Origin of the sequence: Bradyrhizobium sp. LB11.1 (genome assembly GCF_040549385.1) — a bacterium.
GTDB lineage: Bacteria > Pseudomonadota > Alphaproteobacteria > Rhizobiales > Xanthobacteraceae > Bradyrhizobium.
The window spans coordinates 153002-177087 of sequence record NZ_JBEPTH010000006.1; the positions used below are offsets into that span (position 1 = coordinate 153002).

The 24086-nt window shown below is 63.1% G+C and carries 24 protein-coding genes and 1 tRNA gene; 14 read left to right on the forward strand and 11 right to left on the reverse strand.

All coding sequences use genetic code 11. From position 1 onward, the window contains the following. Positions 1 to 93: 93 nt before the first annotated feature. Positions 94 to 2190 (reverse strand): 3-hydroxyacyl-CoA dehydrogenase NAD-binding domain-containing protein, encoded by a 2097-nt coding sequence (locus ABIA96_RS17685; protein WP_354138325.1) that lies wholly within the window; start codon positions 2188 to 2190, stop codon positions 94 to 96. Between the two features lie 125 nt (positions 2191 to 2315). Here ABIA96_RS17685 and ABIA96_RS17690 point away from each other — a divergent pair, with 125 nt between their 5' ends. The 9 genes from ABIA96_RS17690 (at position 2316) to ABIA96_RS17730 (ending at position 12229) form a co-directional block, all read left to right on the forward strand. Continuing rightward, the gene (locus tag ABIA96_RS17690; RefSeq protein ID WP_354138326.1) at positions 2316 to 3182 is read left to right on the forward strand and encodes an IclR family transcriptional regulator; all 867 of its coding nucleotides are present in this window, start codon (positions 2316 to 2318) and stop codon (positions 3180 to 3182) included. A gap of 66 nt (positions 3183 to 3248) precedes the next feature. Next, positions 3249 to 4046: an ABC transporter ATP-binding protein gene (locus tag ABIA96_RS17695; protein WP_354138327.1), complete on the forward strand. Its 798-nt coding sequence runs from the start codon at positions 3249 to 3251 to the stop codon at positions 4044 to 4046. Then, a complete protein-coding gene (locus tag ABIA96_RS17700; RefSeq protein WP_354138328.1) occupies positions 4043 to 4756 on the forward strand; it encodes an ABC transporter ATP-binding protein in 714 nt (237 codons plus the stop codon). The genes ABIA96_RS17695 and ABIA96_RS17700 overlap by 4 nt, the downstream gene beginning before the upstream one ends. A 12-nt stretch (positions 4757 to 4768) precedes the next feature. Continuing rightward, on the forward strand, positions 4769 to 5647 hold the full coding sequence (locus ABIA96_RS17705) for a branched-chain amino acid ABC transporter permease (RefSeq protein ID WP_354138329.1): 879 nt from the start codon (positions 4769 to 4771) through the stop codon (positions 5645 to 5647). A 2-nt stretch (positions 5648 to 5649) separates the two neighbouring features. Beyond that, on the forward strand, positions 5650 to 6669 hold the full coding sequence (locus ABIA96_RS17710) for a branched-chain amino acid ABC transporter permease (RefSeq protein WP_354138330.1): 1020 nt from the start codon (positions 5650 to 5652) through the stop codon (positions 6667 to 6669). A 41-nt stretch (positions 6670 to 6710) separates the two neighbouring features. After that, positions 6711 to 7940 (forward strand): ABC transporter substrate-binding protein, encoded by a 1230-nt coding sequence (locus ABIA96_RS17715; RefSeq protein ID WP_354138331.1) that lies wholly within the window; start codon positions 6711 to 6713, stop codon positions 7938 to 7940. Between the two features lie 119 nt (positions 7941 to 8059). Beyond that, entirely contained in the window at positions 8060 to 9286 is a 1227-nt protein-coding gene (locus ABIA96_RS17720; protein ID WP_354138332.1) for an ABC transporter substrate-binding protein, read from the forward strand. 226 nt (positions 9287 to 9512) lie between these two features. After that, entirely contained in the window at positions 9513 to 10742 is a 1230-nt protein-coding gene (locus tag ABIA96_RS17725) for an ABC transporter substrate-binding protein (protein ID WP_354138333.1), read from the forward strand. 203 nt (positions 10743 to 10945) lie between these two features. Continuing rightward, the gene (locus tag ABIA96_RS17730) at positions 10946 to 12229 is read left to right on the forward strand and encodes a glycerate kinase type-2 family protein (RefSeq protein ID WP_354138334.1); all 1284 of its coding nucleotides are present in this window, start codon (positions 10946 to 10948) and stop codon (positions 12227 to 12229) included. A 148-nt stretch (positions 12230 to 12377) separates the two neighbouring features. Here the strand turns inward: ABIA96_RS17730 and ABIA96_RS17735 are convergent, their stop codons facing one another. Further along, positions 12378 to 12911, reverse strand: coding sequence for a MarR family winged helix-turn-helix transcriptional regulator (locus ABIA96_RS17735; RefSeq protein ID WP_354138335.1), 534 nt, complete (start codon positions 12909 to 12911; stop codon positions 12378 to 12380). A gap of 176 nt (positions 12912 to 13087) precedes the next feature. Between ABIA96_RS17735 and ABIA96_RS17740 the strand changes: the two genes are divergently transcribed. From ABIA96_RS17740 to ABIA96_RS17750, 3 genes are read left to right on the forward strand one after another with little or no spacing between them, the layout of a single operon-like run. After that, entirely contained in the window at positions 13088 to 14128 is a 1041-nt protein-coding gene (locus ABIA96_RS17740) for a branched-chain amino acid ABC transporter permease (RefSeq protein WP_354138336.1), read from the forward strand. A gap of 7 nt (positions 14129 to 14135) precedes the next feature. After that, positions 14136 to 15905 carry a branched-chain amino acid ABC transporter ATP-binding protein/permease gene (locus tag ABIA96_RS17745; protein WP_354138337.1) on the forward strand — a complete coding sequence of 590 codons (1770 nt, stop codon included), beginning with the start codon at positions 14136 to 14138 and terminating at the stop codon, positions 15903 to 15905. Continuing rightward, on the forward strand, positions 15902 to 16633 hold the full coding sequence (locus tag ABIA96_RS17750) for an ABC transporter ATP-binding protein (protein WP_354138338.1): 732 nt from the start codon (positions 15902 to 15904) through the stop codon (positions 16631 to 16633). The genes ABIA96_RS17745 and ABIA96_RS17750 overlap by 4 nt, the downstream gene beginning before the upstream one ends. A gap of 58 nt (positions 16634 to 16691) precedes the next feature. Here the strand turns inward: ABIA96_RS17750 and ABIA96_RS17755 are convergent, their stop codons facing one another. Next, positions 16692 to 17231, reverse strand: a complete 540-nt coding sequence (locus ABIA96_RS17755; RefSeq protein ID WP_354138339.1) for a disulfide bond formation protein B — start codon at positions 17229 to 17231, stop codon at positions 16692 to 16694. Positions 17232 to 17386: 155 nt separating this feature from the next. On the opposite strand from ABIA96_RS17755, the gene ABIA96_RS17760 reads away from it, so the two are divergent. Beyond that, positions 17387 to 17471, forward strand: a tRNA-Leu gene (locus ABIA96_RS17760). A 97-nt stretch (positions 17472 to 17568) separates the two neighbouring features. Here ABIA96_RS17760 and ABIA96_RS17765 read toward each other — a convergent pair. The 5 genes from ABIA96_RS17765 to ABIA96_RS17785 all read right to left on the reverse strand — a co-directional run bounded on the left by ABIA96_RS17765 (position 17569) and on the right by ABIA96_RS17785 (position 21554). Next, entirely contained in the window at positions 17569 to 17796 is a 228-nt protein-coding gene (locus ABIA96_RS17765) for a hypothetical protein (protein ID WP_354138340.1), read from the reverse strand. Positions 17797 to 17813: 17 nt separating this feature from the next. Beyond that, a complete protein-coding gene (locus ABIA96_RS17770; RefSeq protein ID WP_502918831.1) occupies positions 17814 to 18704 on the reverse strand; it encodes an SDR family oxidoreductase in 891 nt (296 codons plus the stop codon). Between the two features lie 197 nt (positions 18705 to 18901). After that, positions 18902 to 19453 (reverse strand): DUF4142 domain-containing protein, encoded by a 552-nt coding sequence (locus tag ABIA96_RS17775; protein WP_354138342.1) that lies wholly within the window; start codon positions 19451 to 19453, stop codon positions 18902 to 18904. Between the two features lie 82 nt (positions 19454 to 19535). Beyond that, positions 19536 to 19763 (reverse strand): hypothetical protein, encoded by a 228-nt coding sequence (locus ABIA96_RS17780; RefSeq protein ID WP_354138343.1) that lies wholly within the window; start codon positions 19761 to 19763, stop codon positions 19536 to 19538. A 3-nt stretch (positions 19764 to 19766) separates the two neighbouring features. Further along, complete coding sequence (locus ABIA96_RS17785) at positions 19767 to 21554, reverse strand: thiamine pyrophosphate-requiring protein (RefSeq protein ID WP_354138344.1); 1788 nt, start codon at positions 21552 to 21554, stop codon at positions 19767 to 19769. A 227-nt stretch (positions 21555 to 21781) separates the two neighbouring features. Between ABIA96_RS17785 and ABIA96_RS17790 the strand changes: the two genes are divergently transcribed. After that, a complete protein-coding gene (locus tag ABIA96_RS17790; protein ID WP_354138345.1) occupies positions 21782 to 22504 on the forward strand; it encodes a DUF72 domain-containing protein in 723 nt (240 codons plus the stop codon). Here ABIA96_RS17790 and ABIA96_RS17795 read toward each other — a convergent pair whose 3' ends face one another. From ABIA96_RS17795 to ABIA96_RS17805, 3 genes are all read right to left on the reverse strand, one after another. Next, positions 22505 to 22678, reverse strand: coding sequence for a hypothetical protein (locus tag ABIA96_RS17795; protein WP_354138346.1), 174 nt, complete (start codon positions 22676 to 22678; stop codon positions 22505 to 22507). Positions 22679 to 22689: 11 nt separating this feature from the next. Then, on the reverse strand, positions 22690 to 23019 hold the full coding sequence (locus ABIA96_RS17800) for a four-helix bundle copper-binding protein (protein WP_354138347.1): 330 nt from the start codon (positions 23017 to 23019) through the stop codon (positions 22690 to 22692). 94 nt (positions 23020 to 23113) lie between these two features. Then, a complete protein-coding gene (locus ABIA96_RS17805; protein ID WP_354138348.1) occupies positions 23114 to 24073 on the reverse strand; it encodes a cation diffusion facilitator family transporter in 960 nt (319 codons plus the stop codon). Positions 24074 to 24086: the final 13 nt, after the last annotated feature.

Consider the following 24086-nt stretch of genomic DNA (forward strand, 5'->3'; position numbering starts at 1 on the left):
CGCGAGATCCGATGCGCAATTGCGCATCGGAGAATCCATCAGGCGGTGCGCTCAACGGCGAAATGGATTCGCCCATCGGGGTACCAGCGGCCATCAAGCCGCCTTCGACGCCGCGGCGAGTGACGCAAACGTCTTGCCTTCCGCCGCAAGCTTCTTCAGCAGCGGGGAAGGCTCGAGGCTCGGGTCGTTGGTCTCCTTGGCGTAGAAGGCCAAGCGATCAGCGATGTGCTTGAGGCCGACGGTGTCGGCCCAGAACATCGGGCCGCCGCGGTAGATCGGCCAGCCATAGCCGTAGAGCCAGACCACGTCGATGTCTGAGGGACGCGCCGCGATGCCCTCTTCGAGGATCTTCGCGCCCTCGTTGATCATCGGGTACATCATGCGCTCGAGGATCTCGTCGTCGCTGACGATGCGCTTCTTGCGGCCGAGACGCAGCAGCGTCTCGTCGATCAGCTTCTCGACCTCGGGATCGGGCAGCGCCGAACGGGAGCCTGCTTCGTACTTGTAATAGCCCTTGCCGGTCTTCTGGCCGAAGCGGCCGGCTTCGCAGAGCGCATCCGCGATCTCCGACTTGATGCCGCGGTCCTTGCGCGAGCGCCAGCCAATGTCGAGACCGGCGAGATCGCCCATCGCGAACGGTCCCATCGGCATGCCGAATTTTGTCACCACGGCGTCCACTTGCTGCGGCAAGGCACCTTCGAACAACAGCTTCTCGGATTGCTTGCCGCGCTGGGCCAGCATGCGGTTGCCGACAAAGCCGTCGCAGACGCCGACAACGGCCGGCACCTTGGCGATCTTGCGGGCGATATTCACCGCGGTGACCAGCGCATCCGGCGCGGTCTTGTCGGCGCGCACGATCTCGCACAGCTTCATGACGTTGGCCGGCGAGAAGAAGTGCATGCCGAGCACGTCCTGCGGACGCTTGGTCGACTTCGCAATCTCGTCGATGTTCAGGTAGGAGGTGTTGGAGGCCAGCACGGCGCCCGGCTTGACGTACTGGTCGAGCTTGCCGAACACTTCCTTCTTCACCGCCATGGTCTCGAACACGGCTTCGATGACGAGGTCGGCATCGCCGACATTCTCGATGCCGACGACGCCGGTGATCAGCGCCATACGCTTGGCGGGCGCATCGGCCGGAATACCGCCGCGCGCGGCGGTTGCCTCCCAGTTTTTCTGCATGATGCCGAGGCCGCGCTTGAGCTGCTCCTCGCCGGTCTCGATCAGGGTGACGGGAACGCCGGCATTGGCAAAGGACATCGCGATGCCGCCGCCCATGGTGCCGGCGCCGAGAATGGCGACGCGGTTAACGGGGCGCGACTTGGTGCCTTCAGGCACGCCCGCGATCTTGGCGGCTTCGCGCTCGGCGAAGAAGGCATAGCGCTGCGCCTTGGACTGGTCGCTGGCGACGAGCTTGAGGAAGCCCTCGCGCTCCTTCTTGAGACCTTCGTCGAACGACAGGTCGATCGCTGCGCCGACGGCATCGGCCGCCGCGAACGGCGCTTCCAGGCCGCGCGACTTCTTGGTCATGGCCGCGACCGCGTTGGTGAAGATCGAGCGGTCGGCCTTCGCAGCCGCGATCTTGGAATCGTCGTCGCGCAGACGGCGCAACGGGCGCTTCTCCGCGAGCAGCTTGCGGACGAAGGCTTCGCCGCCGGAGGCCGGACCTTCGACGATCTCCTCGATCAGGCCATTTTTCAACGCTTCAGCGGCGCCGATTGGATCGCCACCGACGATCATCTTGACGGCGAGCTCAGGACCGACCGCACGCGGCAGGCGCTGGGTGCCGCCGGCACCCGGCAGCAGGCCGAGCTTCACCTCGGGCAGGCCGAGCTTTGCCTCTTTGACAGCCACGCGGAAATGACAGGCCAACGCGACCTCGAGACCGCCGCCAAGCGCGGTGCCGTGGATCGCCGCCACGATCGGCTTCGGCGAATTCTCCATTTCGGCCAGCACTTCATTCAGGCCCGGCGGCTTCGGCGGCTTGCCGAATTCAGTGATGTCGGCACCGGCAATGAAGGTGCGGCCGGCGCAGGTCAGGACGATGCCCTTGATCGCGGGGTCGGCGATCGCGGCCTTCATGCACTCCAGGATACCACCGCGAACTGCGGCACTCAGCGCATTGACCGGAGGACTGTTGACCGTGACGATCCCGACTTCGTCATGACGCTCAAGCTTGACCACTTCGCTCACGGTGTCCTCCTTGGTGGTTTACTTTTGTTCGATTTCGCGGTGCGGAATTTAATTCCGCATCTTGACGGCAGGGTTATTTTGAAGCACGTGGCTTGTCAACGACTCCGCGCAAGAGCAGATCAGGGATGAAGCGTACAGGAAAGAAGACTGCGACCGATCGGAATTTCGTCGTCGCGCTTTCCCGCGGGCTCGACGTATTGCGCGCTTTCCAACCCAGCGACGGACTTCTCGGCAATCAGGAGATTGCGTCCCGCACCAACCTGCCGAAGCCGACGGTGTCGCGGCTGACCTACACGCTGACGAAGCTCGGCTATCTGACACCGGTTCCCCGTTTCGAGAAGTACCAACTGGCGCCTGCCGCGATGGCGCTCGGTTACGCCGCGTTAGCCAATCTCGGCGTTCGGCATTTGTCCGAGCCGTTTCGTGAAGAAATGATGCGCGCCACCGGCGGCGCGGTCGCAATCGGCGGCCGCGACCGTCATAGCATGATCTATTTCGGGCAAAGCCGTGGCAGCGAGACGGTCGGCGTTCAACTCGACGTGGGCTCCCGCGTGCCAATTGCAACCAGCGCGATGGGCCGCGCCTATTTCTGGGCGCTCGACGACGAGGCCCGCGCCGACGTCGCGCGTATCCTGCGCGAACATTACGGCAGCCGCTGGCCCAAGATGCGCGACGGACTGGAACGTTCGGGTGAGACCGTCGCGAAATACGGTTTCGCGATGTCCGTCGGTGACTGGCACGACGACATCGGCGCCGCCGGCGTCGCGCTCAGGCTCAACGACGGAACTGGACCTTACGCATTGAATTGCGGCGCACCCGCATTCCGCTTCACGGAAGAGCGTTTGATCAACGACATTGGACCGCGCCTGCTGGCAATGGTAAGGAACATCGAAGCGGCACTTGGGGGTCTGATGCCGCAATCCAAAAAAGAAGTCAGCAAAAAGCTGAAATCAGGAGGGAAAGTTGCGCGTGTGGCCGAGGGATTCAGATAGCCTTTGTCATCATCGGGAGCGGCTCACATCGCTTCGTCGCCCACTGAAGCGTGTGGGCGAGACGACATGACGCAGGCACAGCTCGCGCAGGGGACATCGCCCCTGCTCGCCGTTCGCGATGTCAGCGTCGTGTTCGGCGGCATCGTCGCGCTCAACGGCGTGTCCTTTGACATGCACAAGGGCCAGATCCTCGGCTTGATCGGCCCCAACGGCGCCGGCAAGACAACGCTCTTCAACTGCCTCTCCCGCCTCTACCAGCCATCGTCCGGCGACATCCTGATGGAAGGCACGAGCATCCTGAAGCGGCCGCCGCACCGGATCGCCGAGATCGGCATCGGCCGCACCTTCCAGAACGTGGCGCTGTTTCCGAACCTCTCGGTGATGGACAATGTCCGCGTCGGCACCCATGCCCGCACCTCCAGCGACATCATCAGCGACTCGTTGCGACTGGCCTGGATTCGCCGCAGCGAAAGCAGCGTCAACAAGAAGGTGCACGAGATCCTCGCTTATCTCGAGTTGGAGGACGTCGCCCACACCATCGTCTCCGGCCTCCCCTTCGGCACGCAGAAGCGTGTCGAACTGGCGCGGGCGCTGGCGGCGGACCCGAAGATCCTGCTGCTCGACGAACCCGCCGGCGGCCTGAACCACGAGGAGGTCCATGTCCTCGGCGACCTCATCCGCAAAATCCGTGACGAACGCCACATGACCGTGCTCCTGGTCGAGCACCACATGGGCCTCGTGATGTCGATCGCCGACCACGTCGTCGCGCTGAATTTCGGCAAGAAGCTCGCGGAAGGCACACCCGCCCAGGTGCAGGTGGATCCCGACGTCATCAAGGCCTATCTCGGGAGCAAGGACCAATGACGACGCTGCTCAACGTCAAGGATCTGCGTGCCTATTACGGCCAGGTCCAGGCGCTCCATGGCCTCTCCTTCTCGCTCGACGAAGGCTCGCTGACGACCCTGCTCGGCGCCAACGGCGCCGGCAAGACCACGACGCTGCGCGCGATCTGCAACATGGTGCGCTCCACCGGCGGCATCGAGTTCGACGGCAAGCCGCTGAACAACCGCTCGACCGAGAACATCGTGCGGTTCGGCATCGCCCATGTGCCGCAGGGCCGCGGCACGTTCACCACCATGACGGTGGAGGAAAACCTCCAGCTCGGCGCCATCACCCGCAAGGACAACGCCGGCATCGTCTCCGACATTGAGCGCATGTATGCGCATTTCCCGGTTCTGAAGCAGCGGCACACCCAGCAGGCCGGTACACTTTCCGGCGGCGAGCAGCAAATGCTCGCGGTCGCCCGCGCGCTGATGCTGCGGCCGCGCCTGATGCTGCTCGACGAACCGTCCTTTGGCCTGGCGCCGCTGGTCGTGCGCGACCTGTTCGGCATCCTCGGCAAGATCAACCGCGAGGACAAGGTGTCGATCCTGGTGGTCGAGCAGAACGCCCAACTCGCGCTCGAGCTCGCCGACCAGGCCTATGTGATCGAGACCGGCCGTATCGTGATGTCGGGCAATGCCAAGGACATCGCGAACAACGAAGAAATCCGCAAATCCTATCTGGGTTACTGAGGAGCCGGCACGATGGAGCTTTTTACCAACCAGGTGCTGGCCGGCATTGCCACCGGTGCCATCTACGCCTGCATGGCCCTCGCCGTGGTCATGATCTACCAGGCGATCGACCATCTCAACTTCGCGCAGGGCGAGATGGCGATGTTCGCGACCTTCATCTCGTGGCAGTTGATGCAGTGGGGTGTGCCTTATTGGGCCGCGTTCGTGATCACGCTGGTCTTCGCCTTCTTCGGCGGCATCGCCATCGAGCGCATCCTGTTCAAGCCGCTCGCGAAAGCGCCGATCCTGACCAACGTCGCCGGCTTCATCGCGCTGTTTGCGATCATCAATTCCTCAGCCGGCCTGATCTGGGACTTCACCATCAAGCAGTATCCGACCCCGTTCGGCTCCGCGCCGTTCCTCGGCAGCCAGCTGATCTCGACCCACCAGGCCGGGATGATCGGCGTCACCGTGCTGATGCTGATTGGACTCTACTTCTTCTTCCAGTACACGCGGATCGGCCTCGCCATGCGAGCGGCCGCCTCGGTGCCTGAATCGGCGCGCCTGGTCGGTATCAACACGTCCTGGATGATCGCGCTGGGCTGGGGCATGGCGTCCGCGATCGGCGCAATCGCCGGCATGCTGATCGCCCCGGTCGTGTTCCTCGAGCCCAACATGATGGGCGGTGTGCTGATCTACGGCTTCGCCGCAGCGGTGCTCGGCGGACTGACGAGCCCGCTCGGGGCCGTGGTCGGCGGTTTCCTCATGGGCATCTTCGAGAACCTCGCCGGCACCTACATCCCCGGCGTCGGCAATGAGCTGAAACTCCCGATCGCGCTCGCGCTGATCATCTCCGTCCTGGTCGTCAAACCCGCTGGTCTGTTCGGCCGGCACATCGTCAAGCGAGTTTGATCATGAGCGCAGCAGAAGAAGTCGTCGCCGAAGGCAACGAGGCGGTCGAGGCCGTTCCGAAGCGGGCCATGACGCTGGGCACAGGCACCTCGGTGGTGGTGCTGCTGCTTCTCATCGCCATTCCGCTGTTCGCAAAGAACTTCGTGATCTTCCAGCTGACCCAGCTGTTGTATCTGGGCCTGGCGGTGCTCGCGCTGAACATCCTGACCGGCGGTTCCGGCCAGTTCTCGCTCGGCCAGAGCGCGTTCTACGGCATCGGCGCCTATGTCACCGCTGTCATGATGGAGCAGTTCAACATCCCGTACTTCCTCTGCCTGCCGGTCGCGGGTGTGGTCTGCTTCGGCGCGGGCTTCCTGTTCGGCCAGCCGGCGTTGCGGCTGTCCGGCGTGTACCTTGCGCTTGCGACCTTCGCGCTCGCCACGGCGATGCCGCAACTGCTCAAGCTGAACTTTCTCGAGCCCTGGACCGGCGGCGTGCAGGGCCTCGTCGTCACCAAGCCCGACGCGCCGTTCGGCCTGCCGATGTCGCAGGACATGTGGCTGTATTATTTCACGCTCGTCGTCGTGCTCGCGATCTATATCTTCTCGGTGAACCTGCTGCGCTCCCGCTCGGGTCGCGCCTTCATGGCGATCCGCGATAACGAGATCGCGGCCTCCGCCATGGGCGTCAACGTCGCGCTGTACAAGACGCTCGCCTTCGGTGTCTCCGCCGCCATCACCGGCATCGCCGGCGGCCTGAGCGCGATCGCGGTGCAGTTCGTCGCGCCCGACAGCTTCACCATCACGCTCGCGATCCAGCTGTTCCTCGGCATGGTCGTCGGCGGCGTCGGCTGGCTGCCCGGCTCGATCGTCGGCGCAGCCTTCATCATCTTCGTGCCGAACATCGCGGAGGGCATCTCCAAAGGCCTCTCCGGCGCCGTGTTCGGCGTGCTGCTGTTCCTCGTCATCTATCTCGTGCCGCATGGCGCAAGGCAAGTCGCGATCATGGGCCAGCAACTCGTCGGTAAGTTCAGAAAGAACTGAAGACTCTCGTCAAGACTGTTCATTTAACCAAGGAGACCCAATTGCTTTTCGGAAGAACACTGCGAACCGCAGCGCTCGCGACTGCGGTCGCAACCCTCGCCTCCAGCGCAGCCCTCGCCCAGAAGAAATACGACACCGGCGCGTCCGATACCGAGATCAAGATCGGCAACATCATGCCGTACAGCGGTCCGGCCTCGGCCTATGGCATCATCGGCAAGACCGAAGAAGCCTATTTCAAGATGATCAACGACAAGGGCGGCATCAACGGCCGCAAGATCGTCTACGTCACCTATGACGACGGCTATTCGCCGCCCAAGGCGGTCGAGCAGGTCCGCAAGCTGGTCGAAAGCGACGAGGTGCTCGCCGTGTTCAACCCGCTCGGCACGCCCTCGAATACTGCGATCCAGAAATATCTGAACGCCAAGAAGATCCCGCAGCTGTTCGTCGCCACCGGCGCCACCAAGTGGAACGCCCCGAAGAACTTCCCCTGGACCATGGGCTGGCAGCCCTCCTACCAGAGCGAAGCGCATATCTATGCGAAGTGGCTGATCAAGGAAAAGCCCGACGCCAAGGTCGCGATCCTCTATCAGAACGACGATTTCGGCAAAGACTACCTCAAGGGCACCAAGGACGGCTTTGGCGCCAAGGCTTCGTCCATGATCATCATGGAGGAGAGCTATGAGGTCTCCGAGCCGTCGATCGACGGCCACATCGTCAAGATCAAGGCTGCCAATCCCGACGTGCTCCTGATCTACACGACGCCGAAGTTCGGCGCCCAGACCATCAAGAAGACGGCCGAGCTCGGCTGGAAACCGCTCCAGATCATCACCAACGTGTCGGCCTCGGTCGGCAGCGTGATGAAGCCGGCAGGCTTCGAGGCCGCCCAGAACGTGCTGTCGGCGGCCTATGCCAAGGACGGCGCCGATCCGCGCTGGGCTGACGATGCCGGCATGAAGAAGTGGGCCGAGTTCCTCGACAAGTACATGCCCGGCGCCGACAAGACCGACTCCAGCGTCGTCTACGGCTACGGTGCCGCGCAGACGCTGGCCAAGGCGCTGGAACAGTGCGGCGACGATCTCACCCGCGCCAATTTGATGAAGCAGGCGGCGAGCCTGAAGGATTTTACGCCGGACACTCTCCTGCCCGGCGTCCAGATCAACACCAGCCCCAGCGATTTCGCCCCGATCAGCCAGCTGCAGATGCAGCGGTTCAAGGGCGAGAAATGGGAACAGTTCGGCGACATCCTGAGCGGCGACGTGGCTCCGGAATAACGCGCTGTCGCAATAGTCCAAACTGCCAAGGCCCCCGCGAACGAACGCGGGGGCTTTTTGTTGACGTCGTGCATCAATCTTGTTCAATGCGGCGCCGATCCAGGTGAGGTGGGAGAGAAATGGCTGTCGTTCGATTTCAGGTTGCGGTGCTTTCAGCCGCATTCGCGTTGTGCACTGCGATGAACAATCCCGCGCTGGCACAGAAGTCCGACGACAGCGGCGCCTCCGATACCGAGATCAAAATCGGCAACATCATGCCCTATAGCGGCCCGGCCTCGGCCTACGCCGCGATCGGCAAGACCCAGGACGCCTATTTCAACAAGATCAACGCCGAGGGCGGCATCAACGGCCGCAAGATCAAGTTCATCTCGTATGACGATGCCTATTCACCGCCGAAGACGGTGGAGCAGGCGCGCAAGCTGGTCGAGAGCGACGGCGTGCTGCTGATCTTCGGCTCGCTGGGAACCTCCACCAACGGCGCCATCCGCAAATACATGAACGAGAAGAAGGTGCCGCAACTGTTCGTGGCGAGCGGCGCCTCGAAGTGGAACGATCCGAAGAACTTCCCCTGGACCATGGGCTGGCAGCCGAGCTACGCGAGCGAGGCAAAGATCTACGCCAAGTACATCATGAAGGAGAAGCCGGACGGCAAGATCGGCGTGCTCTACCAGAACGACGATTTCGGCAAGGACTATTTGAACGGGCTGAGGGACGGGCTCGGCGCCAAGGCCTCGATGATCGTACTCGAGGAAGGCTACGACACCTCGGAGCCTGCGATCGACGAGCATGTCGTGAAGCTGAAGGCCGCGGGCGCGGACGTGTTCATCAGCATCACCACGCCGAAATTCGCGGCGCAAGCGATCAAGAAGGCGGCCGAGATCAACTGGCATCCGGTCCACATCATCTCCAACGTCTCGGCGTCCGTGGGCGGCGTGATCGAGCCGGCGGGCTTCGAGATCTCGCAAGGCATTTTGTCGGCGAGCTACCTTAAGGACGGCTCCGATCCGCAGTGGAACGCCGATGACGGCATGAAGAAGTTCTACAACTTCCTCGCGCAGTACAACCCGAAGGCCAACAAGCTCGATGCCGGCGTGGTGTTCGGCTATGCCGCCGCACAGACCATGGTGAAGGTGCTGCAGATGTGCGGCGACAACCTCACCCGCGACAACATCATGAAGCAGGCCGCTTCCTTAAAGGATTTCGAGCCGGACACACTGCTGCCCGGCATCAAGATCAACACCGCGCCCGACAATTTCGCGCCGATCGAGCAGCTCCAGATGATGCGGTTCAAGGGCAAGGCGTGGGAATTGTTCGGCGATATCATCTCGAGTGACCTCGGTCACTGATAGCAACTCAGAATAGCTTGAGTGTCATCAGGCAACTCAAGACGGTCTAGTTCTCTCGCAGTTGCACAAGCCTGCCTGACTACTAAAGACGCAGCCCCTGCGACGACGTCGCGGGGGCTTTCTGTTGAAGGCAACAGGTAAATCGTATTGAATTGCTGGCGCGTCGCCAAAAACAATGAAGGCAAAAAAAGGAGCGCACACACACCAAGAAAATAGGGAGATAGGAATGCCCGCTGTCACCGGCAAGCTTGCGGCCGCGTCACTGGCGCTCGCGCTCATTGCGGCCACGACCTCCATCGCGTCGGCCCAGAAGAAATACGATACCGGCGCGACCGATACCGAGATCAAGATCGGCAACATCATGCCCTACAGCGGACCGGCCTCCGCCTACGGCATCATCGGGCGGACCGAAGCCGCCTATTTCAAGAAGATCAACGACGAAGGCGGCATCAACGGCCGCAAGATCACCTATATCAGCTACGATGATGCGTATTCGCCGCCGAAGACGGTTGAGCAGGCGCGCAAGCTGGTCGAGAGCGACGAGGTGCTGTTCATCTTCAACTCGCTCGGCACGCCGCCGAACTCGGCGATCCACAAATACATGAACTCGAAGAAGGTGCCGCAGCTGTTCGTCGCCACCGGCGCCACCAAGTGGAACGATCCGCAGAACTTCCCGTGGACGATGGGCTGGCAGCCCAACTACCAGAGCGAGACCCAGATCTATGCGAAGTGGCTTTTGAAGAACAAGCCCGACGCCAAGATCGCCGTGCTCTACCAGAACGACGACTACGGCAAGGACTATCTCAAGGGCCTGAAGGACGGCCTGGGAGCCAAGGCCGCCTCTATGATCGTCATGGAGGAGAGCTATGAGACCTCCGAGCCGACCATCGACAGCCACATCGTCAAGATGAAGTCGACCGGCGCCAACGTGTTCATGAACATCTCGACGCCGAAATTCGCGGCACAGGCAATCAAGAAGGTCGCCGAGATCGGCTGGAAGCCGCTGCACTTCCTCAACAACGTCTCCGCCTCCGTCGGCAGCGTGATGAAGCCCGCCGGATACGAGAACGGCCAGGGCATCATCTCGGCCGACTATCTCAAGGACGTGGCGGATCCGGAGTGGAACAACGATCCCGGCATGAAGGACTTCCTGGCCTTCATGGGCAAGTACTTCCCCGAGGGCGACAAGCTCGACAAGGGCACCATCGTCGGCTACGCCGTGGCGCAGACGCTGGTCCAGGTGCTGAAGCAGTGCGGTGATAATCTCACGCGCGAGAACATCATGAAGCAGGCGGCGAGCCTGAAGGACTTCCGCACCGAGGCGCTGCTGCCGGGCGTGAAGATCAACACCTCGCCGACCGATTTTGCGCCGCTCAGCCAGCTTCAACTCGAGAAGTTCAAGGGCGAGAAGTGGGAGCTGTTCGGGGACGTGATCAGCGCCGACGTCGGCGGCTAATCCATTCTGGTATCCGATGATCACAAGCCCCCTGCGAGATGATCGCAGGGGGCTTTTGCTGCGCCGATTATGATCACGCGATTGCACAATCGAATGATGGTAAAGCCTGCTTACCCTTTCGCGCCCGATGCGGTAGGCAAGGGGCATGGCGACGTCCTCGCGCTCGCTTTAGTCTGCCCCAGAGTTTGCTGAAGGCCATCGTCATGACCGACCGACGCCCCCTGCTCCGCGCGCTCTACGACGCCGCCGTCGCCGCCGCCCATCCGAACGCGATTCTGGCGCCGCATCTGCGCCCTGCACCCAAGGGCCGCGTGATCTGCCTCGCCGCCGGCAAGGGCGCCGCCGCGATGGCTGCGGCTGCGGAGCGGCATTATCTCGACACGCTCGCGCTCGCACCGCAGCGGCTTCTCGGCATCGCCACCACGCGCCACGGCTATGGCGTGCCGACGCGCCGCATCCGCGTCGTCGAGGCCGGCCATCCCGTGCCCGATGAAGCTGGCCTCAAGGGCGCGGCCGACACGCTCGCGCTCGCGAGCGAGGCTGGTCCCGACGATCTGCTGCTGGTGTTGCTCACCGGCGGCGGCTCGGCGAATTGGATCGCGCCGGTGGATGGGATCAGTTTTGCGCAGAAGCAGGCGGTCAACAAGGCACTGCTGCGCTCGGGTGCGCCGATCGGCGAGATGAACGTCGTGCGCAAGCATCTATCGCGCATCAAGGGCGGGCGTCTCGCGCGCGCCGGCAAGAACGCCGCCGTGATCGTGACGCTCGCGATCTCCGACGTACCGCATGACGACCCGTCCGCGATCGCCTCGGGTCCGACCGTGCCCGATCCCACCACGCTGGCCGATGCGCGCGCGATCGTGGCGAAGTACAAGCTCGCCATCGACGATGCCGTGCGCCGCGCGCTTGACGATCCCGCCAACGAAAGCTGCAAGCCGGGCGATGCCGCCTTTGCGCGCGCGCATTTCGAATTGATCGCGCGTCCGAAGCAATCGCTCGACGCCGCGGTGAAGCTCGCGAAAGACGCCGGCTACGAGACCATCGATCTCGGCGCCGATCTCGAAGGCGAGGCCCGCGAGGTCGCCGCCGATCACGCCAGGCTCGCGCTGCAGGCCCGCGCACGAGGCAAGCGCGTCGCGATCCTGTCCGGTGGCGAGCTCACGGTCACCGTGCGCGGCAATGGCCGTGGCGGCCCGAACCAGGAATACGCGCTGGCGCTCGCCGACCTGCTCAAGGACACCACCGGCATCTCGGCACTCGCCGGTGACACCGACGGCGCCGACGGCGGCGCCGGCCATCCCACCGACCCCGCCGGCGCGCTGATCGACGCGGCGACGTTCGCGAAGATGAAGACGCAGGGGCTCGCGCCGCAGGCATATCTGGACAACAACGACGCGACGACGTTCTTCGAGGCGACCGGCGATCTGCTGATGCCAGGGCCGACCCTGACGAACGTCAACGACATTCGCGTGATACTGGTGGATTGAGGCGACTGCCCCAATGACGGTGTCATTCCCCGCGAAAGCGGGGAATCCAGTACGCCGCGGCCTCTCCGTCACCCACTGCGGCCTCGGAGTACTGGATCGCCCGCTCCAGTGCGCAATTGCGCACAAGGCGGACGATGACGGCGGAGGCTCAAAACTCGTTGGCGATCTTCGAGAGCATTTCGAGCAGGGCTTCGCGATTGGCTTGCCCCAGGAGATCGTTGAGCCGCGACTCGTGCTTGGTGGCGACGAGCTTCTTGGCGCGCGTCAGCACGGCCTTGCCCTTGTCGGTCAAAACCAGGATATGCGAGCGGCGATCGTTGGTGGAGCGGATCCGGGCGCAGAGGTCGCGGCTCTCGAGATTGTCGAGCATGGCGACGAAATTCGGCCTGAGGATACCGAGGGTGGAGGCGATCTCGGTCTGGTTACGGCCGGGGTTCTTCTCCACCAGCAGGAGCACCGAGAACTGCGCCGGCGTCAACTGGAGCGAGGCCATGCAGCGCAAGAAGTTCTCGAACACCTTGAGCTGCGCCCGCTTCAGCACATAGCCCAGCTGTTCCGAGAGCTCGCCGAGCTGGAGGGCTTCGGCTGGACCTTGGCTTTGCCCCCCGGCAGCATCCTTGCGGCTCTTGGTCGCGTCGGACGGCTTTTCAGAAGACTTTTCAGCGGTTCTGGAAACGGTCATCGCCTCGTGCTCGTAATCCCGCTAAATTCGGACGGGTCGTCCGCCCACCTTGATGTTATATTTGATAATTGTTATGGATCATATCAAATATCGCCAGCGTATTTCAATGGCTGTCAGCGGACCATCCACCGCAACCGCGGAGACCGGTCCGGATCGTTGAGGGGGAGCGTCCGGTCTTGAACACCACCATCATGCTGTTCCTGCTGCAGGACGGCATTACCAATGGCGCGATCTATGCGCTGCTCGGCCTGGCGCTGGTGCTGGTCTTCGCCGTCACCCGCGTCATCCTCATCCCCCAGGGCGAATTCGTCACCTATGGCGCGCTGACCTATGCCTCGCTGGCCTCGGGCCAGATGCCGGGCACGGCCAAGCTGGCGCTCGCCATGGGCATCGGCGCCTGCGCCTTCGACCTGTTCGTGGCCCGCAAGGCGCTGCATGGCCGACTGATCCTGCGCAGCGTCCTAGCCAATATCGTGCTGCCGGCCATCGTGCTGGCGGTCACGCTGTACTTCGCCGGCCAGAAGCCACCGGTCGCGGTCTGCATCGTGCTGTCGCTGGCGATTGTCGCGATGATCGGCCTCTATCTCTACCGCATCGCGTTCCAGCCGCTGGCGCACACCTCGGTGCTGGTGCTGCTGATCGCCTCGGTCGGCGTGCATCTGGCGCTTCAGGGACTGGGCCTGCTGTTCTTCGGCGCCGAGGGTCAGCGCGGACCGGCGGTGCTCTCCGGCGCCTTCACCGCGGGCTCGCTGCGCTTCACAGGCCAGAGCCTCACGGTCTACGGCATCACCATCGCCTTCATCGTCGGGCTCTGGCTGTTCTTCGGCCTGACGCTTTACGGCAAGGCGCTGCGGGCCACCGCCGTCAACCGGCTCGGCGCACGGCTGGCCGGCATCCGCACCTCGCTGTCGGGCCAGATCGCCTTCCTGCTGGCCTCCGTCATCGGCGCGCTGTCGGGCATCATGATCGTGCCGATCACGACGCTCTACTATGACTCGGGCTTCCTGATCGGCCTGAAGGGCTTTGTCGCCGCGATCATTGGCGGCCTCGTCAGCTACCCCCTCACAGCGGTTGCGGCCCTCTTCGTCGGCATCGTCGAGGCGTTCTCGTCCTTCTATGCCTCCAACTACAAGGAGGTGATCGTGTTCATGCTCCTGATCCCCGTGCTGCTGCTGCGGTCGCTCGCAGCACCTGCCGTCGAGGAAGAGAAGGACTGACGCCAAGATGCAGAGCCGGCTTCCCATCATTGTCTTCGCAGCTGTCATGGCAGCGATCCCGTTCGTCCCGGGCATGCCGCCATTCTGGATCGTGCTGCTCGACAATATCGGTCTTTCCGCCCTCGTCGCGATGGGCCTCGTGCTGCTCACCGGCGTCGGCGGCCTGACCTCTTTTGGACAAGCAGCCTTCGTCGGCTTCGGTGCCTACACGACGGCGCTGCTGACGACGGCTTACGGCCTGTCGCCCTGGCTGACCCTGCCGCTGTCACTCGTGGTCAGCGGATTGCTCGCCGTGCTGCTCGGCCTGGTCACGGTCCGTCTCTCCGGCCACTACCTGCCGCTCGGCACGCTGGCCTGGGGGCTCGGCCTGTTCTACCTCTTCAGCAAGCTCGGCTTCCTCGGTCGCAACGACGGCATCTCGGCGATCCCGCCGCTGTCGATCGGCACGTTCAAGATGCTATCGCCCGGCTCGATCTATTATGCGATCTGGGTCGCCGTCCTCATCTCGGCGCTGCTCACGATGAACCTGCTGGATTCCCGCACCGGCCGCGCCATCCGCGCGCTGCGGCGCGGCCATGTGGCAGCAGAGGCCTTCGGCGTGCACACGCCGCGCGCAAAGCTTCTGGTGTTCATCCACGCCGCCGTGCTCGCCGGCCTCTCCGGCTGGCTCTACGCCCATCTCCAGCGCGCGGTGAACCCGACGCCGTTCGGGGCGCAGGCCGGCATCGAATATCTCTTCATCGCGGTGGTCGGCGGCGCCGGCTATGTCTGGGGCGGCGTGCTCGGCGCGGCGATCGTCGTGATCCTGAAAGAGGTGCTGCAGAGCTACCTGCCGCTGATCCTGCCCGGCTCCGGCCAGGTCGAAACCATCGTGTTCGGCATCATGCTGGTGGCGCTGCTCCAGCTCGCACCGGGCGGCGTCTGGCCCTGGCTGATGTCGTTGCTGCCCGAATGGTCGGGCGGCAGGAAGCCGGACACATCGCTGAAGCTCGAGGCCCGTCCCCGCTCGCCCGGCCAGTCAAACACCCTGCTCCAGGTCGAGAAGGCGCGCAAACAATTCGGCGGCGTGGTCGCGGTCAATAACGTCTCCTTCGACGTCCAGGCTCGCGAGATCGTCGCCTTGATCGGACCGAACGGCGCCGGCAAGAGCACCACCTTCAACCTGATCACCGGCGTGTTGTCGGCGACCTCGGGCTCGATCTCGGTGCTCGGCAAGAAGGTCGATCGCGCGCCGCCGCAGGAAATCGTCAAGCTCGGCATCTCCCGCACCTTCCAGCACGTCAAGCTCGTGCCCGACATGACCGTGCTGGAGAATGTCGCAATCGGCGCACATCTGCGCGGCCAATCAGGGCCGCTCGCCTCGATGCTGCGCCTCGACCGCGCCGACGAAGCCAGGCTGCTCGCAGAAGCCGCCCGTCAGATCGAGCGCGTCGGCCTCGCCGATCAGATGCATCAGCTCGCAGGATCGCTCTCGCTCGGCCAGCAGCGCATCGTCGAGATCGCGCGCGCCCTGTGCGTCGATCCGATGCTGCTGCTGCTCGACGAGCCGGCCGCGGGCCTGCGCCACATGGAGAAGCAGCAGCTTGCGAAATTGCTGCGCGATCTGCGCGACGGCGGCATGAGCGTGCTGCTGGTCGAACACGACATGGGCTTTGTGATGAACCTCGCCGATCGCATCGTGGTGCTGGATTTCGGCACCAAGATCGCGGAAGGCACGCCCGCCACGATCAAGACCAATCCCGAAGTGATCAAGGCCTATCTCGGAGTGGCGGCATGAGCGCGCTGTTGTCCGTCACCGATGCGCATGTCGCCTATGGCAAGGTCGAAGCCGTGCGCTCGGTCGCTCTCGAAGTCGGCGAGAACCAGATCGTCACCATCGTCGGCGCCAACGGCGCCGGCAAGACCACGCTGCTGTCGGCGATCATGGGCATCCTGCCGCTCAAGGGCCGCGTCACCTTTGCCGGCCAGGACCTGGCGCAGCACGACATCGAGGACCGCGTCGCGATGGGGCTCGGCCTCGTGCCGGAGCACCGCGAATTGTTCGTGACCATGAATGTCGAGGACAATCTCGAATTGGGTGCTTTTCGCATCGAGAGAAGCAGGGCGAAAGCCTCGATGGAACGGATCTACACCCTGTTTCCGCGGCTGAAGGAACGGCGCAAGCAGCTTGCCGGCACGCTCTCCGGCGGCGAGCAACAGATGCTCGCGATGGGCCGCGCGCTGATGGGCGAACCCAAACTGCTGATGCTGGACGAGCCGAGCCTGGGCTTGGCCCCGATCATCGTCGCCGACATTTTCCGCATCGTCACGGAGCTCCGCGCCAGCGGCGTCTCCGTGCTGCTGGTCGAGCAGAACGCCCAGGCGGCGCTGAAGATCGCCGACCAGGCTTATGTGATGGAGCTCGGCGAATTCGTGTTGAGCGGCAAGGCCAGCGATGTCGCGGCGAACGAACAAGTGGCTGCCAGCTATCTCGGTTTCCAGCACGAGGCCGCGAGCGCGATCTAGGTTGTTATTTTGAGCATGATCTAATCGGAAAACCGATGCACACTTTTCCGGATCATGCTCACCGCCGGTTTGCCGTCCGAACAAAACCCCAGGCGGCGATCGCAGCCATCAGCAGCGAGATCAGCACATTGTAGCCGGCGAGCGAGAGGCCGAGGAAGCGCCACTGCACCTCGTCGCAGCGCACGACCTTGACGGTGTCGAGCCGCGACAGGAGATCGCCGGCACTGCCGAGATTGACGACCGGACCGGTGCAATCGGTCGGCCCCTTCCAGAGCCCCCATTCGACGCCGGAATGATAGGTGCCGAGGCCGGCATTGGCGAGCGCCGCCAGCGCGAGAAGCGCGAGCCCGGCCAGCAGCAGCGGCCGTGGCGCGCCGCTTCGTGCCGCAAACGCGGTAAGCACACCGAGCGGGATCGCGAAATAATAGGCATAGCGCTGCTCGAGGCAGAGCGGACAAGGCAGGACCTCCAGGACGAGCTGGAAGAACCAGGCGCCTGCGATGGTCGCCGCCGCGATCAGGGTCACGGCCAGCGAAGCCGTCAGCGCAGGCCCACTGGCGGCTGGGCGAAACGCAGGTATTGCGCTCTGGGTCGTCACGGCGGCCTCTCCGGATGGGGCGTAGTTTAAGGCTCTAACCCCGGCCCAGGCGGCTGTCGAGAACGCCCGGGATCACTTTGGCGCGGGTTGACCCCGCTTTGTCCATGGCTATAGTCCGCCGGCTTCGCGACGACCCCTCCTGGGGCCGACCGAGGGCCCCTGTGGCGGAACTGGTAGACGCGCTCGACTCAAAATCGAGTTCCGCAAGGAGTGCTGGTTCGATTCCGGCCAGGGGCACCACGGAAAAATTTGTAATAATATCAATAACTTAATTCGCTGGTTCGATTCCGGTTTTTACGCAATAATTTTCGCGACACGTTGAAAACCTACGTAAAAATCAGCCGCGGCCGTCCGATTTGCTGGCATTTTTGCTGGTATCGGGCGAACAAACGTCATCAGCGAACGATGGCGTGAGCTCCAAGGCGAATTCGTCGACTGCGGCGCCACCCGTCTTCCATGCCTGCAGCAAGTTCAAAGATACGGCGATCGTCACATCGGTATGATCCGCGACCTTACTCGCGATCTCGATATCGACTTGCGTTGGCTTGATGGTTAGAAGCGCCATCGGTTGAGGCCGTGGCATTACGGCTGTCCTGATCCACCCGCGGAGCCATAGACTTGGCCGGTCGCGTAACTCGCATCGGCGGCGGCAAGCTGCACGTAGATGGAGGCTAGCTCAGCGGGTTGGCCGGGGCGGCCCAATGGGGTCATGCCACCGAATTTTTCCAGCTTCTCCATCGTAGCGCCGCCCGACACTTGGAGCGGTGTCCAGATTGGCCCCGGCGCGACTCCGTTGACGCGAATGCCTTTGGAGGCAAGCTGCTTCGCCAGCGACTTCACGTAGTTCATCGTCGCCGCTTTGGTCTGCGCATAGTCGTAGAGATCTGGAGAAGGATCGTAAGCCTGTTCGGATGTTGTGCCGATGATACAGGAGCCGGGCCTGAGATGGGGCAGCGCGGCCTTGATGATCCAGAAAGGCGCGTAGATGTTGGTCTTCATGGTCGCGTCGAAATCCTCTGACGAGACGTCGAGAATGGAGGCGCGCGTCTGCTGTCGGGCTGCATTGTTGACGATGGTGTCGAGACCGCCGAGGCCCTGCACGACCTGGTCGACCAGCTTCTTGCAGAAGGTCTCATCCTTGAGGTCGCCGGGGATCGCGAGGCCGGTGCGGCCTTCCTTCTTGATCAGCGCAAGCACCTCCTGTGCATCAGGCTCCTCCGCCGGTAGATAGTTGATGGCAACGTCGGCGCCCTCGCGCGCATATGCAATTGCGGCTGCGCGGCCCATGCCGGAATCGCCGCCGGTGATCAGCGCCTTACGGCCAGCAAGACGGCCCGAGCCCTTGTAGCTGCTCTCGCCATGATCGGGCCGCGGCTCCATCTTGCCGGCGAGGCCCGGCCAAGGCTGCGACTGCTTCTTGAACGGCGGCTTCGGATAGCGGGTGACGGGGTTGATCAGGTCCTGCTCGGCCATGGCGTTTCCTTTCGCTGTCGAGGTTGCCAGCGACGCCGTGGCAAGCGTGGCACTTGCCGCCTGAACGATGTGCCGGCGGGATACTGAAGCTTTATCTTGTGCCATGGAGGTCTCCGCGATTTTGTAATCTCAATCCGCGGAGAGCCGCAATGTTGCTAACGGAGGACGCCGGCAGGGCCGGCGTCCTCCGCAAAGCCTTACTTCGCCTGCCCGACGCTCGGCGCCTTGCCAAGCTCCTGTGCCATGTCGAGATGGTGGCGGAGCGCCGGGAGCGTCTTGTCGGCCCAGGCCTTCAGCGCGGGATTGTCGCCGCCCTTGGCGTAGCGATCGAACAGTGAGACGGCGTCCTTGTGTGCGCTGACCTGGTAGGAATCGTAGTCCGAGCTGAAATCCTTGCCCGAAGCATTCTTGAGCTTGTCGAGCTTGCTCTGGTGCGAACTGTCGAGCGCGGTCGGCAGCGTCGCCTGCACCTTGCCGTCGCCGACGAGGGCCTTGAGCTCGCTGCTGGTCTTGGTGTGATCGGTCACCATTTGCTGGGCAAAGGATTTCTCCTGCGCGTTGCCCTTCTGCTCGGCGAGCTTGCTCGATTCGATCTCGAACATGTCGCTGATCGCCACTTCCTTGACGAAATCGGCGGTGGCGGGCGCGACGCCGAGCACGGAATTGACGCCGGTCTTCTCGCCAACCGACTGGGCGAGCGCAGGCCCTGCAAGAAGCACGCAGGCAACGGCGATGACGGTACGTTTCATGGGTCCAGTCCCTCTGATTGGCCGCACGGCCGCTGCCGCGCGGGACTTTGCGCCCATCAACACGGCCCAGGGACCGAGGTTCCTAATCCGTCGGGTGACGGCCGGTGCGGGGGTTGATCGGATCGGTCGGCTTCCGCCGCAACCGTTCCGGCAGAAACGGCTCGGACGGCGAGGCCGACGCCTCTGCACGCACATCGGCATGGTGCTGCGCCCGCTCGTGCGGCGTCTGGTTGGTGTTGATCTGGCGTTTCACATCGACGCCGTCGACGGGATCGTTGACGCCATGCTGGATGTCACGGAAATCGCTCATGGCTTACTCCTTTCCGGGCAGGATCTTGTCGAGCACCTGCCGTGCTGCACCCTTGATTACCCCGGTCTCGTTGGGGTCGCCCTTCATCAGGGCAAGGGAGAAATTCTTCGCCTGCTGCAAGGTGATGTGCGGCGGCAGCGGCGGTACTTCGGGATCGGTCTTCACCTCCAACACGACGGGCTGCTCGCTTACCAGCGCCTGCTCCCAGGCTGAACCGAGCAGCTGCGGGCTGTCGACGAAGATGCCGGTGAGGCCGATCATCTCGGCAAAGCGCGCGTAGGGCACGTCCGGGATGCGCTGGGAGGCCTCGAATTTGGGGTCGCCATTGATAATGCGCTGCTCCCAGGTCACTTGGTTGAGATCCTCATTGTTGAAGACGCAGACGATGAAACGCGGATCGCGCCAGGATCGCCAGTATTTCGCGGCGGTGATCAGCTCCGCCATGTTGTTCATCTGCATGGCGCCGTCGCCGACCAGCGCGATGACCGGCCGGTCCGGATGGGCGTATTTCGCGGCGAGCGCGTAGGGAACGGCTGCGCCCATTGAGGCGAGGCCGCCGGAAAGCGAGGCCGTCATGCCACGCCGGATCTTGAGGTCGCGCGCAAACCAGTTGGCGCATGAGCCGGAATCGCTGGTGATGATGGCGCGCTCGGGCAGGCGCGGCGACAGTTCCCAGGCGACGAGTTGCGGATTGATCGGCGCGGCAGGTTGATGCGCACGGTCGTCCAGCGTTGTCCACCATTTGGCGACGTCGTCCTCGATGCCCTTGCGCCAGGTGCCGTCGCTTTTGGGCGTGAGCCGCGGCAACAGGCTCTGCAATGTCTCGGCGGCGTCGCCGACAAGGCTGACCTCCATGGGGAAGCGAATCGAATTCATGCTCGCGTCGATATCGATCTGGACGCCGCGCGCGGCGCCTTCCTTCGGGAGGAATTCCGCATAGGGAAACGCGGAGCCGATCATCAGCAGCGTGTCGCACTCCATCATCATGTTGTAGCTCGGCTCGGTGCCGAGCAGGCCGATCGAGCCTGTCACCCATGGCAAATCGTCCGGCAGTGCCGCCTTGCCGAGCAGCGCCTTGGCGCAGCCGGCGGACAGGCGGTCGGCGACAGCAATCACTTCGTCGGTGGCCTGTAGCGCGCCGGCGCCGATGAGCATCGCGACTTTCTTGCCGGCGTTGAGCACCTCCGCGGCGCGATCAAGCTCGGCCTCGCGCGGTATCACGCGCGGGGCGCTGTAGCCGATACCTGAATGCAGGGTACCGTGCGCACGAGGCGGGCCTTCATAAGGCTCTTCCTGGAGGTCGTTGGGCAGGATGATGGCCGTGGGGGCCCGGCGTGCCAGCGCGATGCGCACGGCGCGATCGATCAGGTGCCGCACCTGAGCAGGTGAGGAGGCCTGCGCGACATAGGCGCCGGCGACATCCTTGAACATCGAGACGAGATCGACTTCCTGCTGATAGCTCCCGCCCAGCGCGTTTCGCGCCTGCTGGCCGACGATCGCCAGCACCGGCTGGTGATCGAGCAGCGCATCGTAGAGCCCGGTGATGAGATGCGAAGCGCCAGGCCCCGATGTCGCGATACAGACGCCAAGCTCGCCGGAAAATTTCGCATAAGCGCTCGCCATGAACGCCGCCATCTCTTCGTGGCGGGCCTGCACAAAATTGATCTTGCCCTCCGCCCGATTCATCGCACCAAAGACGCCGTTAATGCCGTCGCCGGGGTAACCAAAAATGTGACGTATGCCCCACTGATGCAGACGTTGGACGATGAAGTCGGAGACGGTCTGGGCCATAAGGGGTGGCTCCCCGGTTGTAGACGCAAGCAACGAGAACAGCTCGTTTTGTAAGATGTTCCTCCGCATGTTCCCGGAGCGGCCGAAAACTGCCGCCTTACCCAGGGGTTCCTAATCCGGAACGCCCGTCGACCGGTTCACAGGCAAATATTGTGCAGACCAGCGTGCTTGCCAGGATCGCGTCCTCTGGCTCCGCGTTTTCAAGTCTCACGGAGAAATGCCGGAATATGGCGCGCGTCCTGATTGGAACTTCCGGTTGGCACTACGACTCTTGGCGCGGCCCCTTCTTCCCGAAAGGCTTGCCTTTGAAAGAGCAGCTTCGCTACTACGCCAGCCAATTCGAGACCACGGAGCTCAACGGCGTGTTCTACCGCACGCCGACGGCAGAAGCTGTGAAGGCATGGCAAGAGCAAACCGGCGGCGATTTTGTCTTCGCCTGGAAAGCGTCTAAATTCATCACGCATTGGAAGCGTCTGTCTAACACCAGTGAAAACAGCCTTGAGCTACTGGAGGACCGCATCTCGCTTCTGCGCGGCAAGGTGGGTCCCATCCTGTTTCAGCTGCCGCCGCAATTCGAGTCGAATGAGGAGAGGCTTGCATCCTTCTTTAAGCTGCTGTCGAAGAAGCGCCGCTACAGTTTCGAATTTCGTCATCCGAGCTGGTATCAACCCCGAATCCTGCGAATGCTGGCGGACGAAAATATCTCACTCTGCCTATCGGACCATCACGATGCACCGGCTCCGTGGAAGCGGACGGCCGATTTTGTCTATGTGCGCGGGCACGGCCCGAGCGGGCGCTATTACGGCCACTACCCTAGGTCGACGCTTACCCAATGGGGCCAGCGCATCAAATCCTGGAAACGGCAAGGCTGCGATGTCTATGTCTATTTCGACAACGACCAGAAGAGCGCCGCACCGGTCGATGCGCTGAAGCTGAAGGCGCTCCTTTAGCTATGGCCCGCCGGCAACCGAACCGGCGATCACCATCACAAGGTCGGCTAGATCGATCTTTCCTTTGACAATGAGCTCCTCCGTGGAGCCTTCGACTTTCAGTGCTTCTGGCCGGTTCGCCGCTTGACGCTTGAACTCGCCGAGGATGGCTTCCTTGAGTTTCTCTTCCAGCATGCGTTGCTCCTTCAGGCGGCCATGGCGCGGCAGGACTCCGCGCATGACCGGCACATGGCGACGCATTCGTCCATGCCACCGATCCGCTCGCAGTCCTGCGCGCATTCGGCGCAGATTTCGGCGCATTCACCGCAGGTATGTTTGTGGTGGGGTGTGTTGATTAGCATGAAATGCGCTGAAGTCCGGCACATTTCGGCGCAGGCCATCATCAGGCGGAAGTGCTTGGGTTCGACATGCTTTCCGCCCGTCTCGAGGCAATGGTTCAAATCCATGGCGAGGCACGTCCGGTAGCAACTCATGCAGAGATCGATGCAGCGGGTCATCTCTTCGGTATGCGCCATCTCGTATCACTCCCATTGGCCTTTGGTTGCCGCCCCCTCTCCTTCAACTAAAACGACGCTGCGCCCTTGGTTCCTGGCCGGGCGCGAAGGTGTTTCAGTCCCCCGTACCCCAACGCCTTGCGCGAACGGCGTGAAATCGCGCATTGGTTTGCGGCTTGATGAACAGAGCCGCAACGCTTGGATGCTGCCTGCGGATCTCGGTCTCGATGGCGATGACGCACTGCTCGATGTCGTCGGCGCGCTTATCGTCGGCAAATTCGACGCTCAGCGCCGCGACCACCTCGGCCGGAGACAGCTGCGCCGTCAACAGCCCGTTGGCCCGGAGTACGCCCGGCGAATGTCGCGCGATGTCGAGGATAGATCGTGACAGATCGGAATGAGCGGGCTCGCCGATCAGCAGGCTCTTGCTCTCCCTGGCAAGCCCGATGGACGTGATCCCCAGCAGCATGCCGATCAGGATCGAACCGACGCCGTCCCAGACCGGCTGGGCGAGAAACGCAGCTGCAGCGGTCGCCGCAGTTGCAATGACGATGCCGACCAGCGCCGCGCTATCCTCGAGCAGCACCATGAAGGCGGGCGGGTCCTTGCTGCGGACGAAGGCCTCGTACCATCCGAGGCGCGAAGTCTCCGACCGGAACCGCCGCCAGGCGAAGAACCAGGAGATGCCTTCGAACACAAAGGACAACCCGAGCACGACAAAGCTGACGACGGGATCCTCGATCGGTTCGGGAGCAGTGACATGGAGGACGCCCTGATAGACCGAGGCGCCCGCCCCGAGCGCGAAGATCAATAGAGCGACGATGAAGCTCCAGAAATACAGCTCGCGCCCATAGCCGAGCGGATGGGATTCATCAGGCGGACGGCTGGCGCGATGGTAGCCGTAGAGCAGCAGCACTTCATTGGTGGTGTCGACCACGGAGTGCACAGCTTCGCTCATCATCGCAGAGCTTCCGGTCCAGATAGCAGCTCCGATCTTCGTGATGGCGACGAGGAGATTGCCGACCAGTGCGGCATAGACGATGGTTTTGGACGATCCTTCCGCCGTCTTGGTCACCCACCGAGATCCT